Source organism: Flavobacterium sp. DSR2-3-3 (assembly GCF_049896585.1).
Lineage (GTDB): Bacteria > Bacteroidota > Bacteroidia > Flavobacteriales > Flavobacteriaceae > Flavobacterium.
This window is the reverse complement of the sequence record NZ_JAFCUP010000002.1, coordinates 293656-310182: the sequence shown is the minus strand read 5'-3', so window position 1 is coordinate 310182 and position 16527 is coordinate 293656. Positions and strand designations below refer to the sequence as shown.

Here is a 16527-nt window from a genome sequence, read left to right as displayed (position 1 = left end):
TTGATATTCAAAGAAAACACTCAACTCTTAAACTTTTGTTTTACAATTAAAAATGGAAATAAATAGCCCTGTTAAAATTTTATTGGTCGATGATTTACCAGAGAATTTGTTTGCCTTAGAAGTAATACTTTCTAATGAAAATTATTTGTGTGTCAAAGCAAATTCCGGAAATGAAGCCTTAAAAATTCTACTTCACCAACAAGACTTTGCCATCATATTAATTGATGTGCAAATGCCTAAGATGGATGGATTTGAAACCGTAGAACTAATTCGACAAATCGATAAACTTAAACATGTACCGATAATTTTTTTAACGGCCAGCATGGATAACTCTTTACAAATTTTTAAAGGATATGAGGCCGGTGCTGTAGATTATATGATTAAACCTATTTCGCCTGAAATATTAAAAGCGAAAGTAGCTGTTTTTGTGGATTTGCACACAAAAAATCAGGAATTATTAGTTCAAGCGCAGCAATTGAAAAAACTGAATACCGACCTTAAAGCCCAAAAATTACGTTCTGAATATTCTTTAAGTCTAATTGAAGCAAGTCATGATCCATTATTTGCCATCAATCCGAAAGGGAAAATAACCGACATGAATAATGCATCGGTTAAAGAAACTGGTATCGCTCGACAGCAATTAATTGGAACAGATTTTTTTAATTATTTTACTGAACCAAAAAAGGCTCGCAAATTATACCAAAAAGTATTTGAAAAAGGATTTATTGCAGATTGTCCATTAATCCTTTGTCATAAAAATGGCAAATTGAATGATGTATTATTCAATGGAGCAGTATATAAAGATGATAAAGGAAATGTACTTGGAGCGGCCATTGTTGCACGAGATGTGACCAATCAAAAAAGAGCTGAAAGAGAATTACTTGAAGCTAAAATTTCAGCGGAATCAGCCACCAAAATTGCTGAAGAAGCTAAAATTAACGCGGAAAATGCTGCGATTACAGCTGAAAGTGCCGTAAAAGCAAAACAGCGATTCTTGTCGAATATGAGTCACGAAATCCGTACACCAATGAATGCGATCATCGGATTTACTAAAGTGATACTGAGAACGGAATTGACAGACAAGCAAAAAGAATATTTAAGCGCAATAAAAATAAGTGGTGATGCTTTAATTGTCCTCATTAACGACATACTCGATTTGGCAAAAGTTGATGCCGGTAAGATGACATTTGAGAAAACGCCATTCAAAATGAAATCTTCAATCACGGCAATGCTTCATTTATTTGAAAACAAAATTCAGGAAAAAAACTTAAAACTTATTAAGGAATACGATAATAAAATTCCAGATGTTCTGATTGGAGATCCGATTCGTTTGCATCAAATTGTTTTAAATTTAGTAAGTAATGCCGTTAAATTTACATTTCAAGGGAAAATTACGGTAAGTGTCGATTTATTGCATGAAGATGATGAAAAAGTAATACTCAAATTTGCCATAACGGACACCGGAATTGGTATTTCTGAAGAAAAAATAGGAACTATATTTGAAAATTTTCAACAGGCAACTAGCGGAACTTCCACATTATATGGCGGAACTGGACTTGGTCTTGCTATTGTGCAGCAATTAGTAGAACCTCAAGGAGGAAGTATTTTTGTAAATAGTATTATTCATGAGGGTTCAACATTTAGTTTCACCTTGCCTTTTCAAAAAACAAACGCAGATGCAGAATTGGAAAATGAAGAAGAATTATTAGATGCAGAAATAAATAATATAAAAGTATTAATAGTTGAGGATATTCCGCTAAATCAATTATTGATGAAAACATTGTTAGATGATTTTGGATTTGAACGAGACATTGCTGAAAATGGGCAAATAGCTATCGAAAAAATAAAAGAAAAAGATTACGAAATTATATTAATGGACTTACAAATGCCAGTTATGAATGGATTTGAAGCGACAGAATACATTCGTAAAACGATGAATTTATCTATTCCTATTATTGCGTTAACTGCTGATGTAACTACCGTGGATCTAGCTAAATGCAAAGCCGTTGGGATGAATGATTACATTGCGAAACCCGTTGATGAAAGACTACTTTATAATAAGATAGTTAACATATTAAAGAAGCCAAAACATATAAAAATTGGGAAAATTCCAGTAAAGCATACTAAAATTATTAACGATAAAGAGGTAGCAAGTAAAAAGACAAAATGCACCAATCTGGAATACCTACATCATAGAACAAAATCAAATCCAGCACTATTTAAGGAAATGATAATTTTATATTTGGCACAAACTCCAGCACTGGTAACTACAATGAAGCAAAGTTTAGCCAATGAAAATTGGTGTTTATTAGGCGCTTCCGCACATAAATTGATACCTTCCTTTTCAATAATGGGAATCAGTTCAAACTACGAAAATATGTCAAAGAAAATTCAGGAATTAGCGACAGCACCAGACAAATCAAAAGAGATACATGAACTAGTGCAGCAACTTGAAGATGTTTGCCTCCAAGCCTGTACCGAATTGAGTGAAGAACTTGATACAATTTAAAACGGATAAAGATAAAAAGATAAAGCCGCTACCAAAAACATAACTAAAAAAAAATAACTCTAATAAGACAAAATTAAATTTATTTTTCCCTCATTGTCAATGTTTTACAAATAAATATATGATGTAAAGATTTATTCGATTTATTTTAAACTGTGAATGATATAACTTTTATTAACAATTGTATAACATTTTTGCTGTTCAATCAAAATACATTTGTTAAGTAATTATGATCTCCCCAAAACGAAATATTAATTATTCAAAGGTGTTTGTTTAAAACCATATTAGTTAAAAACTTACATTAAAAAAAGTATAAATTTTAAAAATCAAAATCATGAATTTAAAAAGAATTTTTGGAGCATTACTTACTGCTCTTGGAATAGGTGGACTTATTTACACTGCAGTTATATTTGCAAGTACTTCAGGTGAAACAACAGATGTTAAATCGTTAATCATTTACGGTGTACTCGGTATCCTTTTCTTCATTTCCGGAATCAGCTTAGTGCGTACAACAAAAGACGAATCATAAATTATTTTTCTGAAAATTTGATTGTTATTGCATGAAAAACCAATTCAATTAATGAGAAAAATAATTTATTATTACTTTGACCATAAGTTTTTAATATTACAATAAAATGATTGAAATGCGTTTTTCTACGAAAAACAGAATACTTTCAAATATCATTTTTACAAAACAAATTCTCTCTGCTTTTTATGTGCAGAGAGAATTTATTTTTTAGGCTTAAATGTCTTTTTCTGTTTCCTGAATTGTGATTTAAAACAGATCCGTTAAAGTTCTCCCTGCTCCTCAAATCATATTTTATAGTCTTTCAAGCATACCGTTTTTAGTGGATTGGCCATTTTAATTTTTATGCTAAACTGACTCATTTAGGAAATTCTCTTATTTTGATGCTACAATTTGCTGTCAACAAAAAATAAATTACAATAAATAATATGAATTCTCCATATCAAACTTAAAATCAAACCATGAAAATAGCCGTCTTTAGTACAAAACCATACGACCGAGAATATTTAGACAAGTTTAATACGGATCATAAACACGAGTTAGTTTATTTTGATGCGCCATTAAATAGTGAAACTACCAATTTGGCGATAGGATTTGAAGCCGTTTGTGTCTTCGTAAATGACACAATCGATAAAAAAGCAATCGCAAAATTAGCAGAAATAGGTATAAAACTTATTGATTTGCGTTGCGCAGGCTTTAACAACATTGATCTTGAAGCAGCTGCAAAACATAACATTAAAGTAATGCGGGTTCCAGCTTACTCTCCGCAAGCTGTTGCAGAACATGCTGTAGCATTGATTTTAACTTTAAATCGCAAAACGCACAAAGCATACAATAGAGTTCGGGAAAGTAATTTTTCATTAGAAAATCTTACTGGATTCAATCTTCATGAAAAAACGGTTGGCGTAATTGGGACTGGGAAAATTGGTGCCGCCTTTTGCCAAATAATGTTAGGGTTTGGTTGCAATGTTATTGCTTACGATGTTATTAAATCCGAGAAATTAATAAAAAAAGGTGTTATTTACAGAACTTTGGATGAACTTATTAAAAATTCTGATATCATCTCGCTGCACTGCCCTCTTACCACTGACACAAAATACCTTTTTGACAAGACAGCATTTTCTAAAATTAAAAAAGGCGCTATGTTGATAAATACCAGCCGTGGCGCTTTAATTAAAACATCGGATGCTATTGAAGCTTTAAAAAAAGAACAATTGGGTTATTTAGGGATAGACGTTTATGAACAAGAAGAGAATTTATTTTTTAAGGATTTATCCGAAAGCATTATTCATGATGATTTAATTGAGCGATTAATGGCTTTTCACAATGTATTAATTACACCACATCAGGGATTTTTTACCATTGAAGCACTAGACCAGATTGCTATTACTACCTTGAATAACTACACTGATTTTGAACAGGGTTCACCCTTAAAAAATGAAGTAAAACAGTAGATATGTATAGCAAATTTCCATAATGATATGTGTGAATGTTACAACTCATTTTGAATATTATGTAATGAATTTAAAAGTGTAAAACAATAATTTTACTTTATTAAATTATTGTAGAACCTAAATTAAAACACTTGAAAAGTACAATCACCAAAATGGATAAAAAAACCATATTGCACAAAGCGAAAGGAAATTCAGACGAAACGATTCTTGAAACAAGTAAGGGTTGTCGCAATGTTTTTTTAGAGGAATTAAAAGAAATTTACTTTTCTGAAAAAGCGTTAATTATCTCAATTCCCATATTAGTTAAGAACGCCGCTACCGAAGAATTAGCTGACGCACTCAAAGTACACTTACAATTTACAATTGACCATATTAAGCGCCTTGAAGAGTTTTTTACTTCCATAGGTGAAATAAATATTATGTCAAAATACGAAGCAATGTACGGTTTAACAACTCCGTAAAAAATTTAAGACACTACTACCAATCCTTTTTAAAAATAAAAGATGGCTATTCAAACTGTAAACCCCTTTACCAATGAAGTCATAAGGTCATTTGATGAAATGAATGATGAATCTGTCGATATGTTTATTGCACAATCTGTAAAAACATTTAATTCATGGAAACAAACTAGTTATAAGCATCGTGCTGTAATATTGCATAAAGTTGCTGCTTTGATGCGTGATAAAAAAGAACATCTAGCTAAAATTATATCGTTAGAAATGGGCAAATTAATTGTTCAAACAGAAGGTGAAATTTTATTTAGTGCTGATATTTTTGATTCCTATTCAACTAACGCGGAGACATTTTTGGCAGATAAGCATCCAAAACCAAAATATGGTGATGCTTATGTACGTTGCAGCCGTATAGGAGCTATTTTTGGTGTTGAGCCATGAAATTTTCCTTTTTATAAAGTGGCCAGATTTTCGGCTCTAAACATTATGGTTGGAAATATAGATTTTATAAAACATGCATCCATGGTGGCACAATGCACTATTGCAATCGAAGATTTATTTAATGAGGCTAATGCGCCAAATGGTCTTTAGAAGAACCTATTAATTTCTGGAAAACGAGCATCGTATTTAGTTGCTGATAAAAGAATAAAAATATATTTTGTTAGGTAGCATTTTTTCTGATTTGCCAGATTGGCGTAACGGCATCAAGAACATAGGGGTTTTCCAATCTTCCGCCTATGACCAACGAATAGGTACACGAGCTTGATACCCGTTAATTAGAACGATAAAAAAATGTTGCCTAACTTATATTTTAGTTTTTAGTGTTATAAAAAATTTTGTTTAAAATTATCATTAGACGAAAAGTTTATTTAGAGAATACTTCATCCTTTGTAAGTATAAAATTAAAGTTCCCAAACATAATAAAAATCATGTTCAAACGGAATTAAAGCTAACTGTAGTTTTAAATTTTTAAAACGATTCTTATCTCAAAGATTTTTAAAGCTTTAGATCCATCTCTAAAGACTACAACTTTATTTTGAAAGATATTTTTAATTAATATAATATAAGTATCTTTATGTCAACAACATAAGCTTAAAAAAAATGAAAACATACGAATTATTTACACCAAAAAAATTAGGTTCCATCGATTTGAAAAACAGAATTGTGATGGCGCCAATGACACGATGCAGAGCGATTGGAAATGTTCCTAATGAATTGATGGCTAAATATTACAATCAGCGTTCGAGTGCAGGCCTTATTATAACTGAAGGGACATCACCGTCGCCTAATGGATTAGGATACGCTAGAATTCCTGGTATTTTTAATGCTGAACAAGTAGAGGGCTGGAAAAAAACTACTGCTGTCATTCATAAAAACGGAGGAAAAATAATAGTTCAATTAATGCACTCCGGAAGAATTAGCCATCCTTTAAACATGCCAAAAGACTCCTTAATACTGGCCCCTTCTCAGGTAAAAGCAGCGGGGCAAATGTGGACAGATGCAAATGGTTTACAAGATTTTGTTGTACCTAATGAAATGACCCGTCAAGATATTTTACACGCCAAAACAGAATATATTTCTGCAGCTGAAAATGCGCTATTTGCAGGATTTGATGGTGTAGAATTACATGCTGCCAATGGATATTTATTAGAAGAATTTCTTTCTCCGGTTAGTAATATTCGAACAGATGATTATGGAGGAAGTGTAGAAAACCGTTGCAAATTTGTAATTGAAGTGGCTGCGGCCGTTGCTCAAGCGATTGGAAAAGAAAAAACCGGAATACGGCTATCGCCTTATGGAGTTGCCAGCGATATGCCACATTATCCTGAAATTGAAGCTACTTATGATTATTTATCTAAAGAGCTTAACAAACTTGATATTGCCTACATTCATCTTGTGGATCATTCCGCTATGGGTGCTCCTGACGTTCCTCTGGAAATCAAAAAATTAATTCGTCAAAATTTTAAAAATACCATGATTATTTGCGGTGGTTATACAAAGGAAAGTGCCGAATTAGCTCTAGAATCCGGACTTACAGATCTTGTTGCTTTTGGAAGACCTTTTATTAATAATCCTGATTTAGTAGAAAGATTCCAAAATGATTGGCCTTTATCCGAGGAACTTGATATGGACTTATTTTACACAGCAGATGAAAAAGGATATACGGACTATCCGTTTTACAAAATTTGACTGTAACAAATTTTTACCTCTTAAATAATGTTTTACAGAAACTCTCAAAAGCTACTTAAAATGAAAGACATATCCCAATTGCTAGCTTTGTTAGGAGATGAGAAAGACGCTTTGTTAAATCACGTTTGTAAAACAATTTCAAAAGATCAGCTTCACTTGCCGAATCCTTCCCATATCGATACTGTTTTTTTACAAAGCAATCGAAATGCGCAAACAATTAGGAGTTTAGCACAATTGTACCATCATGGTCAACTTTCGGACACTGGATACCTTTCAATTTTGCCTGTAGATCAGGGAATTGAGCATACTGCAGGAAGTTCTTTTGCTCCAAATCCAATCTATTTTGATCCGGAAAATATCGTCAAGTTAGCTATTGAAGCGGGTTGTAATGCAGTTGCTTCCACGATGGGCGGTCTTGCAATGCTATCCAGAAAATATGCCCATAAAATTCCGTTTGTGGTAAAAATTAATCACAACGAATTAATGACTTACCCCAATAAATACGATCAAATCATGTTTGGGAGTGTTCGAGATGCTTGGAACATGGGTGCTGTGGCCGTAGGAGCCACCGTTTACTTTGGCTCAGCTGAATCCGACAGGCAAATAATTGAAGTGGCAAAGGCTTTTGAAGAAGCACATACTTTAGGAATGGCAACTATTCTTTGGTGTTATTCCAGAAATGATGCCTTTATAAAAGACAACATAGATTATAATACCGCGGCGGACATTACCGGTCAAGCTAATTATTTAGGAGTTTCTATACAAGCAGATATCATTAAGCAAAAACTCCCAACCAATAATGGAGGTTTTAGTTCAATACAATTTGCCAAAACAAATCTGGAAATGTATACAAAATTATCCAGCTCAAATCCCATAGATTTATGTAGATATCAAGTAATGAATTGTTATTCAGGACGTATCAGTATGATTAATTCCGGCGGAGAATCAAAAGGCGAAACTGATTTGGCAGAAGCCTTAAAAACAGCTGTAATAAATAAAAGAGCTGGTGGAGCGGGAATAATTATGGGTAGAAAAGCTTTTCAAAGACCTTTTAGCGAAGGCGTACAACTCATTCAGGCAGTACAAGAAATTTATTTAGCCAAAGAAGTTTCGATAGCCTAACCCTCAGATGGAGTTTTTATTCCAAATTAGTTAATAGAAATTACATTTGTAAAATACAAGATGATGTAATTTGAAAAGCTATTTTTTTAAATTATCACAGTATGAACAAAAAAGAAATAAAATATTTAAAAATATTGATTACCATTATTTTACAACAAAAAAAGGTGTGAAAGATGTAACTTATTCTTCTAATTTTATAATACTCTTTCAGAGGAATGCAATGATCTTTGTAATATAAAATTTTCTCGATAAGCATGATTTAAACTTCAAATGTCTTAACGGTAGAATAAAAACTATATTTTTTGATACGATAATATTATTCAAATAAAATTAAGAAAATATGAAACTTCAAATAGGGATTACAGAAGCACATTTAAAAAACAGCATTTCGATCTTGTCTTCAATTTTGGCAAATGAAATGACTTTATATATCAAAGTAAGAAAATTTCATTGGAATGTATCCGGTCAAAGTTTTATGGAACTTCACAAATTGTTTGAAGGACAATATACTCAGCTGGAAGTTTCTGTTGATGAAACTGCAGAACGAATTAGCAAATTGGGTGGAAAGACGATTGGTACAATGAAAGAGTTTTCAGAGCTAACGATTATCATGGAATCTCCAAATCAATATCCAGGTCAAAAAGAAATGCTAAAAGAGCTATTAGAAGATCATGAAACGTTAATCATTCAGCTAAGAAAAGATGTTGATGCAAGCGCTGATGAAAATAAGGATGCGGGAACTGCTGATTTCTTAACAAGTTTGATGTTAGCGCATGAAACGATGGCTTGGACATTGAGAAGATATTTAGAATAACTAAAAAAATACAATATTATAAATGGAAAATTTAGAATCAGAAGTTTATATAATTTCTAGAAGTAATTGCAGAGTTGGAAAAATAACTGCGAAAAAACATGTTGAAGAAAATCAACTGATACAAGAAACCGACTGTCAAAAGTAATTAGAACGACAGAAGAAAATGATGAGTCATTTTCCTTTTATGACTGTACTATATGAATTAAAGTGCTTTACTCTTTTTCAAACAACTTAGAACCATTTAAAAAACAATTTCAAAACTGTCTCCTTGAGCTGTTAATAGAAAGAATTTTTTAGGTGGTTTTTTTGCTTTATGTGTTGTGCTTTAACTGACGTTTTCGCTCAAATTTATAAAGCTAAAGCTATCAAAATGTGTGAATGATACAACTTATTGCCATAGTTCTGTAACAAATAATGCTGCGGTGTTAATGACCTTTGTATAAACAATGTAACAAAAATGAAAATGAAAAAAATCCTTTTATTAAGTACGTGCTTAGCATTTACTTTAATATCGAAAGCACAAACGGAAGACAAGAAATGGAACGTTGGTCTTCATGGCGGTGTAACACAATACCAAGGTGATTTAGGAAATAATTTTTACAAAACTGATAAAGCATTTTACGGTTTTGGTGGTGTTTCTGTTTCTAGATATTTAGGTCGTTATTTCGATTTAAACTTTTTAGCATCAAAAGGAACAATTGGTTACAATAATGGTCCTTCAGGAAGTTTTAAAAGCGATTTTAATTCGGTTGCGTTAAATTTAAGATTTAACATGACAGGTCCTGAATCTTTTGTAAGGCCGTACGCATTTGCGGGTGTCGGAGCAATATTATTTGACAAAGATTTAAACTTTGATCAAGACAGAATTGATTACGCATTACCTACAGCGGGTGGTGGTTTAAATTTCAGATTAAGTGATGTGATTACATTGAATTTACAAGAAACATTTAGTTTTTCTAATAAAGACAGAAGAGACGGTGTTATAAATGGTAAAAAAGATGCTTATTTATCTCACATGGCTGGTTTGACTTTCAATTTAGGAGAGAAAAAAGATGCTGACAATGATGGTGTTTCAGATCGTAATGATACATGTCCTGGAACTCCGGCTGGTGTAATTGTTGACAATAATGGTTGTCCATTAGACAGAGACAAAGACGGTGTTGCCGATTATTTAGATACTTGTCCAGATGTTGCAGGATCTGAATTATTAAACGGTTGTCCAGATTCAGATAATGATGGTGTTGCTGATGTAAATGATAAATGCCCAGATACTAAACCGGGAACTAAAGTAGATGCAACTGGTTGTATTATGGATAATGACAAAGATGGAATTACTAATGATCTAGACCGTTGTCCAGATGTTGCTGGTCCAATGAGTTTAAATGGTTGTCCGGATTCTGACGGAGATGGTGTAGCTGATATGGATGACCGTTGTCCTACTGTAAAAGGAACTATGGAAAACAAAGGATGTCCTGAAATTACAAAACAAGATGTTGAAAGAATAACCTATTTAGGAAGTAAAATTTTCTTTGAAAACAATAGTGCCAAATTAAAAGTTGGTTCATTAGTTCAATTAGATGAGTTGGTTAACATCATCAATAAATATGATGCTTCTAACCTAGTTATCGAAGGACATGCTGATAGCAATGGTAGCGATGCCTTGAATTTAGAGTTATCTCAAAAACGTACTGAATCTGTTAAAAATTATTTAATGGAGAAAGGTATTTCTGGATCAAGAGTTACAGCAGTTGGTTATGGTGAAAGTAAACCGATCGCTACAAATGCAACGGCTATTGGGCGTGCTAAAAATAGAAGAGTAGAGTTGAAAATGACCTACGAAAAATAGTAAGATTAGGTTGGGTTTTTGGTTTGGTTAGTTGAAGGGCTGTTGGAAACAACAGCCCTTCTTTTGTGCTCTATGATTAAAGTTTAAAGAAATTAGAATAAAATAATATCCTATTTTGTTGTTTACAGTTCATAAATTTCAAATATTTTTCTCTTTAAGAGATATGTAAAATTTAAAAGTAAAGAGATTGAGGTATAAGAATAACTTCATTGAAAAGATACTAATAACACTACAAGAAAATATTGGCGTTGAGTTGTTTTGCCGGATCTAAACATAAGATTAGGTAAATGACATCTATATTTGAAGTCAGTGCAAAACTATTAAACGTTGCTGTTATAGTCGGAGCGAAATCGGGATCTGATCCCGTGCTTCAACTTAAGGAAGAGTTCCTACAAACCGTTTAAAATATTATTCCAAAGAGGTTTCGCAGCAATCAGAACTTTACAAAAGGAACATAATAAATGAATTGATTTATTTTGAAGAGCAAAACAATACTATAATTTGTAAAAAGACTTTTCAGAATTTTTTTAAAGATAGTGGGCTAAGGATGGATAAGAGCTCGACGTTTTTTTAAAGGAAAACCAAACAAGAATCAATTTGAATTAAAACAAAATCTAATAAAAAACCTGACAAAATTGGAACACACGAATATATGAACGTGTGTTTTGAAGACGAAAGTCATTTTGGACTTACTCCTAATGTTCCTAATACTTGGCAAGCAGAAAAAAATCCGATATTATTACTGTTTGTTGAAGGAAAATATCTAAATGTGATTGGATTTATGACTCGTAAAAATAATTTTTACTTTGCAGCCCATGAAACAACTTTTAATTCTGATAAAATGATTAGTTTCAGGAATAGTTTTGCTAACCAAACCGTCAAAAAAAAAGATTGTGATTTTTGTTAACTCACCAATACAAAATTCAAAAAAAATTATGGATACAATTAAAGAATGAAATGAAAAAGAAATTTCGATTTACTCTTTACAACCATATCCTCAAGAATTGAACCTTACAGAAATATTGTGGCGAACAATAAAGTATTAACAATTGAATTTTAATGTCTATTCCACTTTTCAAAATTTCAAGAATAGATTATCTAGTATATTGGATAACATTGATTTAAAGTACAATATTAAATTTTAGCTATTAGTTAGTTTTCAAAGTAAAATAATTGCAGCAAATAAACTGTAAATAATGTAACTAATTTTAAAATTTATATAACACTTTTAATAAATAAGAAACTGATCTTTATAATTCAGATTTCTCCGGAACTTAATCCATATGATGTTTTTTTTTAAAATTTTATCAATGATATATTTATATAACTCACATGGTAGCTTTAAAAAAAGAAGGTATTAAAATTCAGAAAATGTTGTTCGATTTTAAAAATGGAGGAGCCCCAAATCCTGTATAAATAAACGAAGGAAATAACAACCATTTCTTTACTGAATGATAAGCAATGGTAATTATTGTAATGTTACAGTACATGTAATAAACAACTTACCATTTCATTATTAAGCATGTCCTTCAATTGAAAAAAAAATTGACTGTATATAATCTATTGATATTAAGGATACTATAAAAGGATTTATTTATTCAGTTTGTAAAGAATTGTTTGATTTACATGAGGCCACAATTAAATAGAACTATTACCGTATCCTTTCTTTAAACCCAAATTGAGTTGAAGATTAAAAGGATAAGTAGATAATATATATTTCCCTTTAGATATTGCTTTATTTAGAGATAATCTTTCTAAAAATTATGATACAGTCCATAAATAGGCAATTTGTTTCGCGCTTAATTAGAATTACTTAAAGAATTAATCCTAAATTATAGATAATGATCAATAAAATCAAGGTTAAACGTCAAAATATCCAATTTAAAAGCATCCTATCAAAAGCTTATGTGAATGAGTCAAACAATTTACTGCTAGTAGGTACAAAAAAAGAGTTGCCCGAAATCTTATTTATTACAACATATCCTGCTCGAGAATGCGGGATAGCTACCTATTCCCAAGATTTGATCAAAGCGTTGAATAATAAATTCAAGGATTGTTTTAAAATAACAATTTGTCCTTTAGAATCTAACAATGAGCAACATGTTTATACTGATTCCATAAAATATATACTAAATACCGATCATCCGAATGGTTTTAGTAATTTGGCGAATAAAATTAATACTAATGTCAATCTTCAGATGGTATTAATTCAGCATGAGTTCGGGTTATTTAAAAATAATGAAGCCGATTTAAAACAGTTTCTGAAAATAGTTCAAAAACCTGTTATCATTGTATTCCATACAATATTACCCAGGCCAAATCCATGCTTGCAAGCAAATGTTCAAGAAATAGTACAAGAAGCGCATTCCATTATTGTAATGACTAATTCGGCTGCTGATCTATTAGTAAAAGACTATGATGTTGCTGCAGATAAAATCACAATAATTCAACACGGGACTCATTTAGTTCCTCATTCTGACAAAGAGGAATTAAAAATAAAATATAAATTAAGTGGAAAAAAAATACTTTCTACTTTTGGATTTTTAAGCTCTGGAAAAAGCATTGAAACCACTTTAGATGCGTTACCACAAATTATAAAAAAGAATAAAGACGTAATATTCTTAATTATTGGAAAAACCCATCCATCTGTTATAAAAGAAGAAGGCGAAAAATACCGTTTGATGCTTCAAGCTAAGATTGAAGACTTACAACTTCAGGAACATGTTCAATTTATAAATCATTTTCTGCCGTTACCAAATCTTTTAGAATACTTACAACTTACTGATATTTATTTATTTACTTCCAAAGATCCAAATCAAGCGGTAAGTGGAACCTTTTCGTACGCTATTAGTTGTGGCTGCCCAATTATTTCAACCCCTATCCCCCATGTGTGTGAAGTATTAAAAAATAATGTTGGAATTATCATTGATTTCAACAATCCTAAACAATTGGCTAAAAAAACAAATATTCTATTGCTAGACGAGCAGTTGAGAAAGGATATGGGATCAAACGGTTTGCATAAAATAGCTCCTACCGCTTGGGAAAATGCAGCAATTGCTCATGCTATGTTATTTGAGAAAATTGGAGAAGAAAACTTCCACTTGCGTTATAAAATTCCAAAAGTCAATCTGGATCATATAAAAAAGCTAACGAAACCTTTTGGAATGATTCAGTTTTCAAAAATTAATCAGCCTGATATTGATTCGGGATACACTTTAGATGACAATGCCAGAGCAATGGTAGCTATGTGTCAACAGTATGAATTAACAAAGGATGAAGAGAATTTAAAATACATTCAGATCTATTTTGACTTTATAAAGTATTGTTTACAGCCTGACGGATATTTTCTAAATTATGTAGATGAAGAATACCTTTTTACAGCGCAAAATTATACTACAAACTTGGAAGATTCGAATGGAAGAGCGATATGGGCTTTGGGCTATTTAAATTCAATTGGTGCTATTCTTCCCGAAGAGTTAGCAAAAGATGCTGACGTTACAATGCAACGAGCCTTACTAAAAGTGCTTGAAATTCATTCCACTCGAGCTATGGCTTTTATAATTAAAGGGATTTATTATTACAATATAAAAAAAGTATCAGAGCAAAACATTTCTACAGTTAAGGAGCTAACCAATAGGTTAGTACAAATGTACACACACGAAACAGAAAAGGAATGGACGTGGTTTGAAAGTTATCTTACTTATGGTAACAGTATTTTGCCTGAAGCTATGCTTTGTGCTTGGTTAGTTACAGGGAAACTAATTTATAAGGAAATTGCAAAAACATCTTTTGACTTTCTTCTTTCTGAAATTTTTGTAGAAAACAGGATTCGAGTAATTTCTAATAAAGGATGGCTTAATAAAGAAAATAAATTGGCTCCGAGTCCTATAGGAGGCGAACAACCTATTGATGTGGCGTATACTATTCTTGCTTTAGGGAAATTTGCTGTTGTTTTTGAAAATGAGCAATACCTTCAAAAAATGGAAACCGCTTTTAATTGGTTTTTGGGAAACAATCATTTATACCAAATTATTTACAATCCTTGCACTGGCGGATGTTATGACGGATTAGAAGATAATTATGTAAATCTAAATCAAGGTGCGGAGTCAACTGTGAGCTATTTGATGGCAAGATTAACTGTAGAAAAATCTTTGAAAAGAGAAATAAAAAATATTCCTATAAAAATTTGAAATACAAATAATTTCACAAAATTTCCTTCATTCAAAATCAATGTGACTTATTAATATGATTTACAAAAATGTAATTAAATAAATTTATGTAAATTTATACAATTATTAAAAAAAACAACCACCTGAACTTTAGACTTTTACAATTATAGTTGCCGATATTAAAGCATGTTACATGAATAAATCCAAAAATAAATCATCATGACAGCATTGAAATAATTAGGAATTTAGATGGATCAGTACTAGCGGACCTAATGGAACTAACATTAAATTATTTCGAAATTGAAACTTATGAATCAAAGTTTCTAAACAAGGAAAAAATAAATATTTAGCAAAAAACGAAAATTTCATGCTTTCAAAAGATCCAAAACAATTGTACAACTATTACAAAAAATTGGCGAAACAATTAAAAACTAAAAACGCGTAATTCTTTTTGGTCTTACGGATGCAAAAGTAGCTTTGTTGGATCTAGTTAGTGGTAATAAACATTTTCTTAAAATTGAATTCAAAATCAAAAACATTGATAAGCTAAAATTAAATCCGCGACATAATTTTGCCTAAAAATATTTTTTTAAAGCATAATCTTATTACTAAAAAATAACTTTTAAATAATTAACTTTTAAATAAATATAAATGAAAAGCAAAACCATAGGAATTATACTGATTGTTTTAGGAATATTAATGTTGCTTTACAATAGCTTTAATTTTACAACTACAGAAAAAGTGGTTGACATAGGCCCTATTGAAATAAATAAAGAAGTAAATCATCCAATTGCCTGGTCGCCCATAATAGGTATTGTACTTGCTGTAGGTGGTGTTGTTTTGCTAGTGTTTGGTACTAAGAAAAATTATTAAATTAAGGAAATCATTTTTATTTACGTGTGAATAATATAACTTTTTACAATATTTATATAACATATTTATTGCTTTGATTGTGAAATTTGTATTGTATTATAATCAAAAAAAAACATACAATGACAATTCAACTAAATTTAGATATTAAAAAAATATTCATTAGCGCTTTAGCTTTAATCGTGTTTTTATCGTTTGCCTCTTGCAGCAAAAATATTGCTTTTCAAAACTCTGCAATAGTTCCGGCTGCGCAAGGAAAAGTGAGTGTTAAAAAAGACAGTAATAAGAACAATGCAATCAAAATAGAAATTACAAATTTAGCAGAAGTAACCAGATTACAACCTTCTAAAAATGTATACGTTGTTTGGATGGAAACGGAAGATTCTGTTGTGAAAAATATTGGACAAATAAAAAGCGACACTGGTTTTATGTCATCAAAACTTAAAGCGAATTTTGAAACCGTTACATCATTTGCACCAGTAAAAATATTCATTACAGCTGAGGACAACGCAGATGTTCAGTACCCTGGAATGCAACTTGTTCTCACAACAAATAAATTTTAATTTCATATAAAATTA

Annotated in this window: 13 protein-coding genes; all 13 read left to right on the top strand. The window is 31.2% G+C overall.

The window, feature by feature from the left end; genetic code table 11:
• Nucleotides 1-52 precede the first annotated feature (52 nt).
• The 13 genes from ACP7AQ_RS04100 to ACP7AQ_RS04040 all read left to right on the top strand — a co-directional run bounded on the left by ACP7AQ_RS04100 (nucleotide 53) and on the right by ACP7AQ_RS04040 (nucleotide 16512).
• Nucleotides 53-2509, top strand: a complete 2457-nt coding sequence (locus tag ACP7AQ_RS04100) for a response regulator (RefSeq protein WP_426094503.1) — start codon at nucleotides 53-55, stop codon at nucleotides 2507-2509.
• Between the two features lie 331 nt (nucleotides 2510-2840).
• Complete coding sequence (locus ACP7AQ_RS04095) at nucleotides 2841-3035, top strand: hypothetical protein (RefSeq protein WP_426063093.1); 195 nt, start codon at nucleotides 2841-2843, stop codon at nucleotides 3033-3035.
• A 458-nt stretch (nucleotides 3036-3493) separates the two neighbouring features.
• Nucleotides 3494-4486, top strand: a complete 993-nt coding sequence (locus ACP7AQ_RS04090) for a 2-hydroxyacid dehydrogenase (protein ID WP_426094502.1) — start codon at nucleotides 3494-3496, stop codon at nucleotides 4484-4486.
• Between the two features lie 131 nt (nucleotides 4487-4617).
• A complete protein-coding gene (locus ACP7AQ_RS04085; protein WP_426092320.1) occupies nucleotides 4618-4947 on the top strand; it encodes a DUF892 family protein in 330 nt (109 codons plus the stop codon).
• A 42-nt stretch (nucleotides 4948-4989) separates the two neighbouring features.
• Nucleotides 4990-5379, top strand: coding sequence for an aldehyde dehydrogenase family protein (locus ACP7AQ_RS04080; RefSeq protein WP_426094501.1), 390 nt, complete (start codon nucleotides 4990-4992; stop codon nucleotides 5377-5379).
• Between the two features lie 660 nt (nucleotides 5380-6039).
• The gene (locus ACP7AQ_RS04075; protein ID WP_426094500.1) at nucleotides 6040-7128 is read left to right on the top strand and encodes an alkene reductase; all 1089 of its coding nucleotides are present in this window, start codon (nucleotides 6040-6042) and stop codon (nucleotides 7126-7128) included.
• Nucleotides 7129-7188: 60 nt separating this feature from the next.
• Entirely contained in the window at nucleotides 7189-8250 is a 1062-nt protein-coding gene (locus ACP7AQ_RS04070; RefSeq protein ID WP_426094499.1) for a class I fructose-bisphosphate aldolase, read from the top strand.
• Nucleotides 8251-8590: 340 nt separating this feature from the next.
• The gene (locus ACP7AQ_RS04065; protein WP_426063101.1) at nucleotides 8591-9064 is read left to right on the top strand and encodes a Dps family protein; all 474 of its coding nucleotides are present in this window, start codon (nucleotides 8591-8593) and stop codon (nucleotides 9062-9064) included.
• Between the two features lie 463 nt (nucleotides 9065-9527).
• The gene (locus ACP7AQ_RS04060; protein ID WP_426094498.1) at nucleotides 9528-10910 is read left to right on the top strand and encodes an OmpA family protein; all 1383 of its coding nucleotides are present in this window, start codon (nucleotides 9528-9530) and stop codon (nucleotides 10908-10910) included.
• 652 nt (nucleotides 10911-11562) lie between these two features.
• On the top strand, nucleotides 11563-11817 hold the full coding sequence (locus ACP7AQ_RS04055; RefSeq protein ID WP_426094497.1) for a hypothetical protein: 255 nt from the start codon (nucleotides 11563-11565) through the stop codon (nucleotides 11815-11817).
• 934 nt (nucleotides 11818-12751) lie between these two features.
• Nucleotides 12752-15100 carry a glycosyltransferase gene (locus tag ACP7AQ_RS04050; RefSeq protein ID WP_426094496.1) on the top strand — a complete coding sequence of 783 codons (2349 nt, stop codon included), beginning with the start codon at nucleotides 12752-12754 and terminating at the stop codon, nucleotides 15098-15100.
• A gap of 630 nt (nucleotides 15101-15730) precedes the next feature.
• Entirely contained in the window at nucleotides 15731-15952 is a 222-nt protein-coding gene (locus tag ACP7AQ_RS04045) for a hypothetical protein (protein ID WP_426063105.1), read from the top strand.
• A gap of 119 nt (nucleotides 15953-16071) precedes the next feature.
• A complete protein-coding gene (locus tag ACP7AQ_RS04040; protein ID WP_426094495.1) occupies nucleotides 16072-16512 on the top strand; it encodes a hypothetical protein in 441 nt (146 codons plus the stop codon).
• Nucleotides 16513-16527 lie beyond the last annotated feature (15 nt).

Excerpts from the sequence above, each read along its gene's own strand:
- ACP7AQ_RS04100 (WP_426094503.1), top strand. The coding sequence starts at position 53 with ATGGAAATAAATAGCCCTGTTAAAATTTTATTGGTCGATGATTTACCA.
- ACP7AQ_RS04095 (WP_426063093.1), top strand. The coding sequence starts at position 2,841 with ATGAATTTAAAAAGAATTTTTGGAGCATTACTTACTGCTCTTGGAATA.
- ACP7AQ_RS04090 (WP_426094502.1), top strand. The coding sequence starts at position 3,494 with ATGAAAATAGCCGTCTTTAGTACAAAACCATACGACCGAGAATATTTA.
- ACP7AQ_RS04080 (WP_426094501.1), top strand. The coding sequence starts at position 4,990 with ATGGCTATTCAAACTGTAAACCCCTTTACCAATGAAGTCATAAGGTCA.
- ACP7AQ_RS04075 (WP_426094500.1), top strand. The coding sequence starts at position 6,040 with ATGAAAACATACGAATTATTTACACCAAAAAAATTAGGTTCCATCGAT.
- ACP7AQ_RS04070 (WP_426094499.1), top strand. The coding sequence starts at position 7,189 with ATGAAAGACATATCCCAATTGCTAGCTTTGTTAGGAGATGAGAAAGAC.
- ACP7AQ_RS04065 (WP_426063101.1), top strand. The coding sequence starts at position 8,591 with ATGAAACTTCAAATAGGGATTACAGAAGCACATTTAAAAAACAGCATT.
- ACP7AQ_RS04060 (WP_426094498.1), top strand. The coding sequence starts at position 9,528 with ATGAAAAAAATCCTTTTATTAAGTACGTGCTTAGCATTTACTTTAATA.
- ACP7AQ_RS04055 (WP_426094497.1), top strand. The coding sequence starts at position 11,563 with ATGAACGTGTGTTTTGAAGACGAAAGTCATTTTGGACTTACTCCTAAT.
- ACP7AQ_RS04050 (WP_426094496.1), top strand. The coding sequence starts at position 12,752 with ATGATCAATAAAATCAAGGTTAAACGTCAAAATATCCAATTTAAAAGC.
- ACP7AQ_RS04045 (WP_426063105.1), top strand. The coding sequence starts at position 15,731 with ATGAAAAGCAAAACCATAGGAATTATACTGATTGTTTTAGGAATATTA.
- ACP7AQ_RS04040 (WP_426094495.1), top strand. The coding sequence starts at position 16,072 with ATGACAATTCAACTAAATTTAGATATTAAAAAAATATTCATTAGCGCT.